The 13,543-nt window shown below is 35.7% G+C and carries 12 protein-coding genes; 10 read left to right on the forward strand and 2 right to left on the reverse strand.

Annotation, left to right across the window (positions count from 1 at the left end; genetic code table 11):
- Positions 1-234: 234 nt before the first annotated feature.
- Together Q1K37_RS03375 and Q1K37_RS03380 are read right to left on the reverse strand one after the other, a co-directional pair.
- The gene (locus Q1K37_RS03375; protein WP_300409363.1) at positions 235-687 is read right to left on the reverse strand and encodes a DIP1984 family protein; all 453 of its coding nucleotides are present in this window, start codon (positions 685-687) and stop codon (positions 235-237) included.
- Positions 688-691: 4 nt separating this feature from the next.
- Positions 692-1,273, reverse strand: a complete 582-nt coding sequence (locus Q1K37_RS03380; protein ID WP_300409364.1) for an ECF transporter S component — start codon at positions 1,271-1,273, stop codon at positions 692-694.
- A 306-nt stretch (positions 1,274-1,579) separates the two neighbouring features.
- Between Q1K37_RS03380 and Q1K37_RS03385 the strand changes: the two genes are divergently transcribed.
- From Q1K37_RS03385 to Q1K37_RS03430, 10 genes are all read left to right on the forward strand, one after another.
- The gene (locus Q1K37_RS03385) at positions 1,580-2,731 is read left to right on the forward strand and encodes an NAD-dependent epimerase/dehydratase family protein (protein ID WP_300409365.1); all 1,152 of its coding nucleotides are present in this window, start codon (positions 1,580-1,582) and stop codon (positions 2,729-2,731) included.
- Between the two features lie 6 nt (positions 2,732-2,737).
- Positions 2,738-3,871, forward strand: coding sequence for a glycosyltransferase family 1 protein (locus tag Q1K37_RS03390; protein ID WP_300409366.1), 1,134 nt, complete (start codon positions 2,738-2,740; stop codon positions 3,869-3,871).
- 210 nt (positions 3,872-4,081) lie between these two features.
- On the forward strand, positions 4,082-5,347 hold the full coding sequence (gene murA / locus Q1K37_RS03395) for a UDP-N-acetylglucosamine 1-carboxyvinyltransferase (RefSeq protein ID WP_300409367.1): 1,266 nt from the start codon (positions 4,082-4,084) through the stop codon (positions 5,345-5,347).
- An 83-nt stretch (positions 5,348-5,430) separates the two neighbouring features.
- Complete coding sequence (locus Q1K37_RS03400) at positions 5,431-7,653, forward strand: ATP-dependent RecD-like DNA helicase (protein ID WP_300409368.1); 2,223 nt, start codon at positions 5,431-5,433, stop codon at positions 7,651-7,653.
- A gap of 260 nt (positions 7,654-7,913) precedes the next feature.
- Positions 7,914-8,414: a QueT transporter family protein gene (locus Q1K37_RS03405; RefSeq protein WP_300409369.1), complete on the forward strand. Its 501-nt coding sequence runs from the start codon at positions 7,914-7,916 to the stop codon at positions 8,412-8,414.
- Positions 8,415-8,425: 11 nt separating this feature from the next.
- Positions 8,426-9,130 (forward strand): gamma-glutamyl-gamma-aminobutyrate hydrolase family protein, encoded by a 705-nt coding sequence (locus Q1K37_RS03410; protein ID WP_300409371.1) that lies wholly within the window; start codon positions 8,426-8,428, stop codon positions 9,128-9,130.
- Positions 9,123-9,821 (forward strand): gamma-glutamyl-gamma-aminobutyrate hydrolase family protein, encoded by a 699-nt coding sequence (locus Q1K37_RS03415; protein WP_300409373.1) that lies wholly within the window; start codon positions 9,123-9,125, stop codon positions 9,819-9,821. The genes Q1K37_RS03410 and Q1K37_RS03415 overlap by 8 nt, the downstream gene beginning before the upstream one ends.
- 264 nt (positions 9,822-10,085) lie before the next feature.
- Positions 10,086-11,003: a helix-turn-helix transcriptional regulator gene (locus Q1K37_RS03420; RefSeq protein WP_300409375.1), complete on the forward strand. Its 918-nt coding sequence runs from the start codon at positions 10,086-10,088 to the stop codon at positions 11,001-11,003.
- Positions 11,004-11,186: 183 nt separating this feature from the next.
- Positions 11,187-12,392 (forward strand): MFS transporter, encoded by a 1,206-nt coding sequence (locus Q1K37_RS03425; protein ID WP_300409377.1) that lies wholly within the window; start codon positions 11,187-11,189, stop codon positions 12,390-12,392.
- Between the two features lie 185 nt (positions 12,393-12,577).
- Entirely contained in the window at positions 12,578-13,492 is a 915-nt protein-coding gene (locus tag Q1K37_RS03430) for a helix-turn-helix transcriptional regulator (RefSeq protein WP_300409379.1), read from the forward strand.
- Positions 13,493-13,543: the final 51 nt, after the last annotated feature.

The following is a 13,543-nucleotide window of genomic DNA, read 5'->3' on the forward strand; positions in this document are numbered from 1 at the left end:
TATTTTGACATTAAAATACCCCCTAATCCATGTCCGGATTTAGGGGGTCACTACAGAGTAGAATAATCTATTCTGCAACATCACCTTGCCCCAAGCCCACCCTAACAGTCGGTACGTGGTAATAAATGTAATGTGTAAATGTGCCCTTGTAAAAGTAAGAGCTTAATTGTAATTTAATAGGTCGTTTTGAACCGTCTGAATTGGTTTTGTACCCGCCCTGTTTTGTCCAAAAACCTAGACTAATTCAGTAGTCCAGTTTGATTCTTGTATTAATAACTCTGTTTCTCTTAGTTCCTTTGACAGTCTATCTACTTCCTTTTGCGTATCCTTTACGGATATAGTTGGAAGTATCTTTATATCTGTCTTGTAGACTCTATCGGCTATTTCCGATGCGGAATCTATTGCGCTTCTCAAAATGGAAATTTTTTTATTCAGGATTTGCCTCTTTGAAATAAGTTCAGTTAAAGTAAGTTCTCCTATTTTTACAACTGCATTGGCTATGTTGATTTTAGAGATGATATCTTCTAATTCAGCACAACTTCTGTCTAGCTCTTCCAGTAGTTCCTTTGGGTTTTCAGAAGGTTCTTCTCCCTCTTGGACTGTACAATTGCTTGTAATTCTAAACCTGAGTCGGTCCACCTTAATCTGTAAGTCTTTTCTAACCTGTAAAGCTTCTGCCAATTTCATAAAATCACATCCTTTTCTTATCTAATGATTTTCTCAAAGGTCTTGTTACAAAACCAACGATAACACTGGTTGCAAGCATCTCAAAGGGAAGGTTTGATGCAGCAATACCTATAAGTATTTTACCTGCATTTGCCACTTTATATATCTCGGCGATCCTTTGGCCATATAGCAAGTAACCAAGACCTAAAACTAAGACAGTGTTTATAACAGCGCCACATGCCCCAACTATAAAGGGTACGAAGAAGTTGTCTTTAAATTTTTCGTTCAACTTTTTAAACAATAAACCGGTTAATACACCGATTAAAACCCTAGGTAGGACAGAAACCAATGGGTTTATAAACATAAAATAAAGTAATGATGAAGGGGCTGTTAAATTAGTGAAAAGTGAAAACAGTCCAAAGACCAAGCCCACCAAGCCTCCAATAAAAGGACCGCAGATTATTGCACCTATAATCGTTGGAATGTGCAATGTAGTAACCCTTATAAGCCCTAAAGGTATGTATCCCAGGGGAGTAAGCCCAAAAACTACGGTGATTGCTGAAAGCAAAGCTAGGATTGTTAGATCCCTTGTTGTAAATTTTTTCATTAAATTTTCCTCCTACACATATGATTGCATCAAAACAAATAAATAATATAATCCTCTATAACTATCGTAGCTATACAAATTATAACAGATAATGAAGAATAAAGTTAGATTTTTGTATGAAAAAAGCAAAACTTTAAAAGCATTTAATACGTAAAGTGGCTATTAAGATTTAAGAGCAATACTAAAAGTGAGTAAAATCCTTATTATATCAATGTTAACCAAGGTTAAAATATTGTGTATTTCAATAAAAGTCAAATTTATCTGTTACAATGAAAATAGAACAAAGAAATAGGAGGAACTCAATAAATGAAAATTATAGTAGCAGGTGGAGATGGATTTTGTGGATGGCCAACCTCCCTTTATCTATCAAACCAAGGTTTTGACGTTGCAATTGTGGACAATTTGGTTAGAAGAGAAATAGACGAGGAATTAAATTCCAACTCATTGACGCCAATTGCCCCAATAGAAGAGAGAATTGCAAAGTGGAAGGAGCTTACTGGTAAAGAGATACAATTATTTATAGGCGACTTAAATGATTATGACTTTTTATCCGAAGTGTTTAAAACATTTGAGCCGGAAGCCTTCGTACATTTTGCGGAGCAACGTTCAGCACCTTATTCTATGATCGACAGGGAACATGCGGTTTACACCCAGTCCAACAACGTATTAGGAAATTTAAATGTGCTATATGCAATAAAAGAGTTCAACCCAGACTGTCATTTAATTAAACTTGGTACCATGGGAGAATATGGCACACCAAATATAGATATAGAAGAAGGATATCTTGAAGTGGAGCATAAGGGTAGAAAGGAAACCTTCCTATACCCTAAGAGTCCAGGCTCTTTTTACCACTTAACCAAGGTACATGACACAAACAATATTTACTTTGCCGTAAGATCCTGGGGTATTAGAGCTACTGACCTAAACCAAGGAGTAGTCTATGGAGTTAACACCAAGGAAACCAAGATGGATCCAGTTTTGGTAAACAGATTTGACTATGACGGTATCTATGGAACTGTAATGAATAGATTTATCATTCAAACTGCCAGTGGTCTTCCAATGTCAGTTTATGGAAAGGGCGGACAGACTAGAGGCTTTATAAATATTGAAGACACTGTAAGATGTATAGAGCTTGCTGCCCAAAACCCTCCAGAAAGAGGAGACTTTAAAATCTACAATCAAATGACTGAACAGTTTAGCGTTCTTGAATTGGCTGAAAAAGTAAATGAAGTAGCTAAGAAGTACTTTGGCCTTGATGGAAAGATAGAACATATGGAAAATCCTAGGGTTGAAAAGGAAGAGCACTACTTCAATGCGGTTATCACAAAACTAAAGGACTTGGGACTGGAAGCTCATCTTTTAACTGATGAAGTGATTAAGGACATTATGGAACTTGCCATAGACAACGCAGATAGAGTTAAGCCAAACAATGTAATGAACTCACCATCCTGGAGATAGGTCGACTTGAAGATAGCGCTTATAACTGAAACATTTTTACCATCTACAGACGGAGTTGTTACAAGGCTTTCAAATGCAGTGGACTATATGACTAGACAGGGTCATGAAGTCATAGTAATCTGTCCGAAAATAGATGGAATTGAAGAAGAGTACTTTGGTGCAAAGATCTATCCAATGACGGCAATTACTTTTTTCTTCTACCCCCACAGGGCATGGGGAGTGCCAAGTCTTAAAGTAAAGGACATCCTAGAGGAGTTTCAGCCGGATATCGTACATGCAGCAAACCCAATAAGTCTTGCATCCAGCGGTGTCCACTATGCTAAGAAGCTAAAGATTCCACTGATTTGTAGCTTTCACACCAACACTCCCTACTACTTGGACCATTACAACTTTGGATTTGCAAAAAATCATCTTTGGAACTACCTTAGGGACTTGCATAATTCAGCAAAGATAAACCTAGTGACATCCCAAGCCATGTACGAACTCTTACAGTCCCAGGATATTCATGGGCTAAGGGTTCTTCCAAAGGGAGTGGATATCAACAATAGACACCCAAGATTTTATTCCAAAGAAATGCGAAAGAAACTTACCGAGGGACAAGAAGAGAAGACCTTGCTAATATTTGTAGGAAGACTAGCTCCGGAAAAGGAGATTTCTTCATTAAAGGAGATAATGGATAAAAGGGATGATATCAGACTTGCCATTGTGGGAGACGGACCCTCTAGACAAGAGCTGGAAGAGCACTTTGCAGACACCAACACGGTTTTTACAGGGTTTTTAAAGGGGCGAGAGCTTTCCCAGGCCTATGCATCTGCTGATGCCTTTGTCTTCCCATCCTTAAGTGAAACCTTGGGCCTTGTAATAACTGAGGCGATGGCTTCAGGGACTCCAGTCATTGCCGCCCATAGTGAACCTACCATAGAACAGATAAAGGACAGAGAAAATGGATTTATCTACCAACGAAATTCCATTGAAAGTCTAAACAACTGTATAAACTCTCTACAGGACATGGAACTTTGCACAAGAGTTAGGGAAAAAGGAAGAGAATATGCAGAAAAATTCTCCTGGGACAACGCCTCCCAGAGTATGTTAGATGCATATAAAGATACAATAACAGAATATAGAAAAGACAATAGTTGACTAAAGACGGCTCTTAGGGGCCGTTTTTAAATGGTATGGCATCCCTGTGTAAAATTCATCAAGGAATTTTAAAAATTATTTTCTTAAAAATAAATATTAGCTAACCACCGATAAAGCAATTGTAGAAATGTTGTTACATTTTAAAAGTGGAAAATTAAGCCCTTTATGATATAATAATACCGATTAGTTATTGAAATTTATGGAGGTATTGTGGAAAAGATTGTTGTAACTAACAACGGTCCATTGTCTGGAAATGTTAAGGTGGATGGGGCAAAGAATGCCGCACTGCCGATTATTGCAGCTTCATTACTGGGGACAGAACCGATCATTCTAGAGAATGTACCGAAGTTAAGTGATATTAATGTGATATTAAAAGTTTTAGAATCTCTAGGTTCTAAAGTTGAATATTTAGATGAAAATGTTGTAAGAATTGACTCGTCAAAATTGACTGGACATGTGGCTCCAATGGAGCTTATGAATAGAATGAGGGCGTCTTTCTTGGTTATGGGACCGCTTCTAGCTAGAAGAGGGGAGACTATGACTTACCTACCAGGGGGATGTGCCATAGGAAAAAGACCTATAGACCTTCACTTAAAAGGCTTTAAAGCTTTAGGTGCTAAGGTTATAGAAGAGGTGGATAGGATTGAGGCCTTGGCCAAAGAAGGGCTTGTTGGCGACACTATCTATATAGACTTTCCTTCTGTAGGTGCAACTCAAAACATCATGATGGCTGCAACTATGGCAAAGGGCGAAACCGTAATAGAAAATGCGGCAAAGGAACCTGAAATTGTAGACCTTGCTAACTTTTTAAATAAATTGGGTGCAAATATTAAAGGAGCAGGGACTTCTGCCATTAGAGTTAAAGGAGTTACAAAACTAGGGGGAGGACAGCACGCCATTATCCCCGATAGGATCGAAGCTTCTACCTACATGGTAGCGGCGGCAATTACCAGGGGAGACATAACGGTTGAAAACTGTATTCCTAGTCATGTAATGCCAATAATTGCAAAGTTAAAAGAGGTTGGCTGTCAGGTCTATGTCAATGAAGAGAAGGATGTAATTAGGGTTATAGGCGGTAAGAAACTTATAGGAACCGACATTAAAACTCTACCTTATCCAGGTTTTCCAACTGACGCTCAGGCACAATTTATGGCGCTTTTAACTACTGCGGAAGGCCAGTCCATGGTTACAGAAACCGTGTTTGAAAATAGGTTTATGCACGTTGATGAGTTACTTAAAATGGGTGCAATCATTGCAACGGACGCAAGGGAAGCAAGAATTGCCGGCGTGCCTAGTTTAAAGGGAGCACAGGTTAGAGCTACTGATTTAAGAGCAGGAGCTGCACTTATCCTTGCTGGTCTTGTGGCGGAAGGCAAAACTTATATATCCGAAGTGGAACATATTGACCGAGGATATGACGACATTGTAGGAAAGTTTAAAAAGCTTGGTGCAAAAATAGAGAGAATACAAGAATAGCTAGGCGGGGTTACCCCGCTTTTTTGTTAAATTGCAAATAGGTAAAGTTTTGGAGACGTTATAATTATAGAGATGGGAAAGTTATGGAATTAGAAGGAATCGTTGAAAATATTATCTTTAACAATCAAATAAACAACTACACCGTTTTAAAGATGAAAACGGAGGACGGGGAGATTACCGCTGTCGGATATTTAAAGGATTTAAAAGTAGGGGATTCCCTAAAAATAGTTGGGGACATGGTCTACCATGACAAATATGGTGAACAAATCAATATAGATAAATTTGAGATTACAAAGGGAACTTCCAAACTTTCCATCATGAAGTACTTGGCATCTGGAGTCTTTCCCCACATAGGAAAGGCTATGGCAAAGCGTATTGTAAGACAATTTGGAAAGGAAACTTTAAATATTATAAATGAAACTCCTTCAAGGCTCTTGGAAGTAGAGGGAATTGGTAAAAAGAAGTTTAAGGATATTCAAGAAGCTATAGCCGAGCAACAAGAGACTCAAGAGACTGTGATTTTTCTTCAAAAACTTGGCATCTCGCCGCTTCAAGCCCAAAGAATTATCAAGGAGTACAAGGACAAGACCATTGAACAAATAAAATCCAACCCCTATGCTCTCATAAACGACGTTTGGGGAATAGGATTTAAAAGGGCCGACGAAATAGCTTTAAAGACGGATATCGAAAGAAACTCCCCCTTTAGGATAAAGGCTTGCCTTACCTACTACTTAAACAACGAGGCTACAACTAACGGTCATTGCTATATGACCTATGAGGAGACGGTCTATAGAGTGAGTGGCCTCTTGGGATTAAGTAGGGATGAAGTTGAAGAGCATATTGCACCTGCTGTCTTTGATGAGACCTTGGTGATTGATGAATATAATGATGAAAAGATTTTATATAGCCCCCAACTCTATAAGTCAGAGCTAAATGTGGGAGAGGCCTTTGGAAGACTTTTGAGTAATGACCAGATTTTTACGGGGATTGACTGGAAAAAGGAAGAAGAGAAAATCTTAAAACAAGACCATATTTCCTACGATGAATGTCAGATAAGGGCAATAGAATATGCCTGTACGGAAAATATGTTGGTAATTACAGGAGGACCTGGAACGGGCAAGACCACCATAGTTAAAAAGATTGTAGACATCTATAGAGATCATGGTCTAAAGGTGCTTTTGGCTGCCCCAACAGGACGGGCAGCAAAGCGAATGGAAGAGACCTCTGGCCTAGAAGCTAAAACCATCCACAGACTTTTAGGTTATATGCCGGTGGACTCTGGTAGGGGAATGATTTTTGAACATAATGGTGAAAACCCTTTAGATGGAGATATATTGATCATTGACGAAGCTTCCATGATAGACCTTATGCTTCTTGAAAATCTCCTCAAAGGTGTTTCAGGAGAGACCAAGCTTATCTTCGTGGGAGACATAGACCAGCTTCCCTCTGTAGGGGCGGGCAATGTGCTAAAGGACATTATCGACTCCAAGTTGATTAAGACCGTTGAACTTAAGAAAATCTTCCGACAAGGACAGGATAGTAATATAGTATTAAATGCACATAGGATAAATAAGGGCGAATTTCCAGTATTAAATGAAAGGAACAAGGACTTTTATTTTATAGATGAAGAATCTCCAAGGGATATAAAGAAATCTTTATTAAAATTGGTTTCAAAGAGACTTCCCGACTTTTACAACATTGAGAGCATAGAGGACATACAAGTTCTAACGCCTATGAAAAAAACCGACTTTGGTACGGTGGAACTCAATAATAGCCTGCAGGAGGTGTTAAATCCAAAGACTCCAAACTTGGAAGAGTTTGTAAAGGGGGACAAAATCTTTAGAGAAGGGGATAAGGTGATGCAGGTAAAAAACAATTATGAGAAGGAGTACATTACCCCAGATGGACAAAGGGCCCTTGGAGTTTTTAACGGTGATTTTGGGACTATTACGAAGATTGACACCTACTACGACAAAATACAAGTGCTATTCGACAACGATAGAAAGGTAGAGTACACCTACAACGAAGTGGACGAACTTTCCCTAGCCTATGCAATAACAATCCACAAGTCCCAAGGTTGTGAATTTCCAGTTGTAGTAATTCCTATCGGACCTGGACCCTTTATGCTAATGACAAGAAACCTTATCTACACAGCCATTACAAGGGCAAAAAAACTTGTGGTGATGGTTGGAGACAGAAGGTACTTGGCTAAGATGATAGGAAACACCTATGTAGTCAATAGAAACTCAACTCTTGCGAAGAGGATTGAGGAATACTATAAGGTCTACACTGGATTTTATAGTTAACAAATCCTACTACATCTACTTAGGGCGTTTAATTGTTGAAGAGTAGGAAATATTATGATATTCTAAAGCATGAAGTGTTTTCTTGGCACCCACTTAAAAAATCAAGATGTGATGGATAACTGTCTCGTCTTTGACGGGACTTTTTTTATTATCAATTTATTAAAACTGAACTTTTACAAGTTATTTATATGGTTTTACCATCACAGTAGTCGTGTTTTAAGGTGTCATAAAACATAATCATATTTAAGAGGTGTTGTTTTATGAACAAAAAAATTAATTCAAAATTTTTAGTTAGACAAGGGGTTATAGCCGCCCTTTATGCGGTGTTGACCCTAGCATTTCCAAACCTGTCCTACGGACCGCTGCAATTTAGGGCTTCCGAAGTGATGACATTGCTTGCGTTTTTTAACCCAGAATATATTTGGGGGTTAACTTTGGGATGTTTTATTGCAAATCTTTTCAGTCCTTATATTTGGGACATGATAATTGGAACATTGGCGTCCTTTTTGGCGGTTTACTTTATGAGTAAATGTAAGAATATTTGGGTAGCAAGTATAGTACCTGCAATTGCAAATATTTTAGTAGGACTTGAAATTTTCCTTATAACAAAGGGAGAAGCGGCATTTTTCCTTACAACAGGACAAATAATGCTTTCTGAGATAATTATTGTTACAATAATAGGTGTACCACTATTTAAAATACTGACAAAAAACAAGCAGTTCAATAATATCTTAGAATTGGATAAAAGAGGACTACTTTAAAGGAGAAAAAAGTGAAAGTCATAGGAACTATAAGTAGATATTATCATGGTCCACTGTACAAGTCGGCCTTTGTAAAGGAAAAAACAGTACAACTTTTTAAAGATAGTGACATAATGCTTATTTCACTACCTATTACAAAAAATGATTTTTTAATAGATGATATATTATTAACCCTAGACGGCCTATATATCAGCGGGGATGAAGAAGTAAATCCTTTTTTATTTTCAGAAAACCCAATAGACAATAGGCCAGAATTTAATATTGTTCAAGACAAAGTAGAGCTTTTGTACATTGAAAGGGCTTTAAAGTACAATATTCCAATTTTAGCTACGGGAAGGGGACTTCATCTTTTAAATATCTACTTTGGAGGAAATCTTTTCAGATCTCTGGAACAAGAACTTGATAAGAAAGTGTATCATAAAGGAGAATCTGAAAAGACCTATCACTTTGTCACTTTAAAAAACAGATCCCTATTAAAGGACTTGTTTAAAATTCCAAGGCTGGTAGTTCCCTCAAACCACAAACAGGGGATTAAGGAATTGGGAGAAAAGATGAGAGTTACAGCCTGGTCCTACGATGGAATTGTAGAGGCGGTAGAGCCTCTAGATGAAAACTTTAACTACTTAGGGCTACAGTTTAATCTGGAAGACTTTGACGAAGCTGAAGGAATGAAAATCCTAAAGCAATTCTTTAACGAGGAGGGAAAAGATGACTAAGATCATAGGAATACCCCTTTGGACAAAAACTGAAGTTATAGCCAGACAGGAAACAAACAATAGCTTTGTGGAGAAGCTACTCTCACTAAAAGCAGTTCCTTTGATGTACCCTCAACAGCAAGATAAGAAGACCATGGAAGAATTTATCAAAAGAATCGACGGGTTACTCCTTACAGGAGGAGCTGACGTTTCAACGGTCCTCTACAAGGAAGAGGCCTCGGAAGAGCTTGAAGAGACCCAGTACAATAGGGACATAGTAGAGATGGGCCTTTTGAATATGGCGATTGACAAAGGCCTTCCAATATTTGGAGTTTGCAGAGGAATGCAGCTTATAAATGTTGCCTTTGGAGGCACATTGTACCAGGACATCTATACTACCTTCGAAAAACCCTTTTTGCATTCAGATAAAAAGAACAAAAACTATGAGTACCATCATATGATAAGAACAGTAGAAAATTCCTTGCTTAGAAAAGTTTTAGGAGAGACTGACTATGTAAACTCAATCCACCATCAGGCAGTAAAGGACATAGGAAGAGGACTTAAAGTTACAGCCTGGGCCTCGGACAATATGATAGAAGGAATAGAACACGAGAGCCTGCCTATTTTTGGCACACAGTTTCATCCAGAACTGGATAAATATAATGACAAATATATCAAAATATTCCAAGCTTTTTTGGATATGATAAAATAGAGATGAAAAAAGATAATGCCCCTTGAGAAAGGGGTTTTTGTGAACTGTTTTGCTGATAATATGAAAAAAAACAGATATATTCCTCAAAAGGGCTTACAGTATATCCGAAAAATTGGGTAGTATTATTTCTTATGTTACGATACAATTATGTAAAGGAATAGACAAAACAAAAGAAGATTTATACTAGAAACAATACTTAACTTAATACTGCACAATTATAGATTTAACCATAAAATTATCTGTGTTGAGAAAAGTGGTGAAGACTTGAAAAATCATGAAACTCTAAAACGAAAAATAGGAGATAAAGTAAAAAAATGTAGGAAAAAGCGTGGTTATAGCCAATTTAAATTGGCAGAAATATTAGGGATTTCGTTAAATACTCTTCAAAATATTGAAATGGGAATTCGATTACCCTCAGCTGAAGTTGTAATTGAACTTGATACATTAATTGAATCGGATATTAAAAAGCAAATTCATGAATTTGTTGAATTTCCAGAAATCAAATTTAAAGATTATACTGATTTATTAGAGGAAACCTATATTTTAGGGAAATATAAAGAGTTTGACAAATATTTGAGTGATCTGGATTTTTATTCGAATTTAAATGAAATGTATTTTGAAAAGGATTCCTATGAAAGGAAAATTTTCTATTATTTTTTAGGGAAACAAAAGAATTTAAAAAAGGAATATAGAGAAGGGTTAAAAGCCTTAGAAAAAGCTTTCAATATTAATTGTAAGAAATTTGAAACGTGTAATATTTTAAATTTAAAGATTGAACTGGAAGAATTAAAAATTCGAGCAAATCTATTAAAAGAAAGTGAAAATAAGGAAAGTACTTATAAAATATTAAAATATTTGAAAATTATGTATACAGAGGCAGAAGATTTAAATTTAAGATTGGAGATAGCAGCTGGCATAGTGGAAATATATTTTTTTCTAATGGAAGAATACCAAGAATGCTACAAGTTCATCTCAGAGATTGAAGATGAGGATTTTATGACTTTATATACGGCGTATTATACTAAGATGATTCTTTTTAAATATTTATGCAAAACAAATCCAAACAAAGAGTTATATTCGGAAATAGAAATACTGTTGAAATTTTATAAAGTATTTGGTGGAAATGAAGAATATGAGAATTTAAGAAAAACATATTTAAACTTATTAAAACAAAAACAGTAAATACCCAAATTTTTGGGTAGTCTTTTTTACAGGTTTATAATAAAATCTAGTTGTCAAGGATATATCTAAGATATTCACAAATATTTGGAGGTGAGGAAATTGATTTCTTTTTAATTAAATTTGTTTTCCCGTAAAAAATACAGTATAATTTAACTATAAATAAATTTCAAAAGGAGAATTAAGATGGGGAAAAAGTTTTATAAATTATTTATCGCCAATGTAATTTCATCGGCTGGTGACATTATTCAAGATTTTGCTGTAATGTGGTACATTCTAACTCGTACTGAAAACGTTGGACTGGCTTCGCTGTCATTATTTTTAAATTATCTACCAAAGATTATTTTTGGGCCCTATGCCGGTGTGTTAGCTGATAAAAAATCAAAGAAGAGCATCATAGTATTGGCGAATCTTCTAAACGCCGCCTTTTGCTTTGGATTAGTTGCAACGGTGGTTATGAATTTACCAGTAGTATACATAATGGCAATAACCTTTTGTATGAGTTCTTTGGATATTTTCACAATGACTGCCGATATGTCATTTATTCCTGAAATAGTCGAAGAGGATAACTTGATGAAAGCAAATTCCATGATAAATGGTACCAATTCTGCAATGGGAATTGCAGGTCCAGGACTTGCTGGCTTATTGTATGGTATATTTGGTGCTAGAGGACTATTTTTAATCAATGGAATAAGTTTTATTTTAGCTTCACTTATAATATTTACTATCAGTTACACTTTTGTTAAGGAAGAGGACGTTGAAGAAGAAAGACAGACTCTAAAAGAAAAGTTTCAGGAATATTCCTCTGGCTTTAAGGTTGTACAAAGCAATAAAAATCTTATGACCTTTTGTATCTTTGGTGGAGGGCTAATAAACTTCTTTATTGCGCAAGTTTCAGTGTACATATCAAAATATGTATTGGAGCAAAATATCTCTCAAGGAGTACTATTTGGGCTTATGACTTCCTCCATTGCAATCGGTTCCCTAATCGCCTCCGTTATCTTAAGCAATGTAGAAGTCAAGAATAAAAAGCTTGTAATAATAAATGGGTTTATCCTACAAGGTATCTTTTTGTTTTTATTCTCTAAATTCAATAACTATACCTACAACCTTTTAATACTCATACTACTAGGTCTTGCCTCTGGTGTGGTTGGGGTAAATTTAAATACCTATGTACAACAGATTATACCATTGGAGACCTTAGGACGTTCCATGTCTACTATAATGCTAGTAGCAAATATATTTGTCCCACTGGGAATACTCGTTGCAGGTTTTGTAGGAAGTAAATATCACCTTAGTCTAATAACAACGGTTACTGGAACATGTGTTACAATAATAGCCTTATATATTGCATATAGATTAAAGGATACAAAAAACTTGGAAGAAGCATAGGGATATAAAAAATTAATAAGCATAGTGTACTACCCAAACCTTTGGGTAGTATATTTTTGGTCATTATAGTACAATTTCATAAAGGATTCCTAAATATTTGATGTATCAAAAATTAGTGAACATTAGCATGACTTTTATTTGTAGAATAGTTAATGAGAACTACCTCGTGGAAATGTGGTGAAGAGTTGAAAATTGACGAAGATTTAAAAAGGCATATTGCACTTAAAGTGAAAAATTGTAGAAGAAAACATGGATATAGCCAGCTTAAACTTGCAGAAGCATTAGGAGTATCCATGAATACAGTTCAAAATATTGAACTAGGGGTCAGACTACCATCAGCTGAAGTGGTAATAAACCTGGATGCTTTAATTGATACCGATATTAGGAATATAATACATAAATTTGTTTCAACTCCAGAATTAAAGTTTAAAGATTATTCTGATATACTCGAAAAATCATATATTTTAGGAAAGTATAAGGAATTTGACAAATATTTAGAAGAACTAGATTTTTATTCAAGTATAAATGAGGCGTATTTTGAACAGGATTCTTTTGAAAGAAAGATTTTTTATTATTTTTTAGGTAAACAAAAAGTATTAAAAAGGGAATTTGAACAAGGGAAAAAATCATTAGATAAAGCTCTTAATATAAAATGTAAAAAATTTGAAAAGTGCAAGATATTAAATTCAAAAATAGAAGTTGAAAAATTAAAGATAGATGCTTACTTTCTTCGTGAAGAAGGTTTATTTTCAAGGGTGTTGGAAATCTCAAATACTTTAAAAACTATGCTAAGGAGTGCAAGGGACACCAAGTTAAAAATGGAGATAGCCTATGGGATAGCTGAAATTTATATGTATATTTTGGAAGATTATGAACAAGGCCATCTTTTTTTATCAGAGATAGAAGATGAAAGTTTTGTAGTTGAATATCCAGCTTATTTTACTAGAATTTTCTTTTTAAAATCCCTTTGTAAACGTAAGTTAAATTATAACAATCATGGTGAACTTGAGACGGCTTTAAGATTTTATGAAGTATTTGGCGGAAGTGAAGAACTAGAAATCTTGAAAGCGTTGTATAGAGATTCAAAAGATAATTTGTAGAAGTGTCAAACTACCCAAACCCTTGGGTAGTTTTAGTTTTTTCATAGTGAT

Source organism: Lagierella sp., assembly GCF_029983815.1.
Taxonomy (GTDB): domain Bacteria; phylum Bacillota; class Clostridia; order Tissierellales; family Peptoniphilaceae; genus Mediannikoviicoccus.

Bases quoted from the DNA above. Each gene is read 5' to 3' on its own strand.
- Q1K37_RS03375 (WP_300409363.1), bottom strand. From the start codon at position 687: ATGAAATTGGCAGAAGCTTTACAGGTTAGAAAAGACTTACAGATTAAG.
- Q1K37_RS03380 (WP_300409364.1), bottom strand. From the start codon at position 1,273: ATGAAAAAATTTACAACAAGGGATCTAACAATCCTAGCTTTGCTTTCA.
- Q1K37_RS03385 (WP_300409365.1), top strand. From the start codon at position 1,580: ATGAAAATTATAGTAGCAGGTGGAGATGGATTTTGTGGATGGCCAACC.
- Q1K37_RS03400 (WP_300409368.1), top strand. From the start codon at position 5,431: ATGGAATTAGAAGGAATCGTTGAAAATATTATCTTTAACAATCAAATA.
- Q1K37_RS03405 (WP_300409369.1), top strand. From the start codon at position 7,914: ATGAACAAAAAAATTAATTCAAAATTTTTAGTTAGACAAGGGGTTATA.
- Q1K37_RS03415 (WP_300409373.1), top strand. From the start codon at position 9,123: ATGACTAAGATCATAGGAATACCCCTTTGGACAAAAACTGAAGTTATA.
- Q1K37_RS03425 (WP_300409377.1), top strand. From the start codon at position 11,187: ATGGGGAAAAAGTTTTATAAATTATTTATCGCCAATGTAATTTCATCG.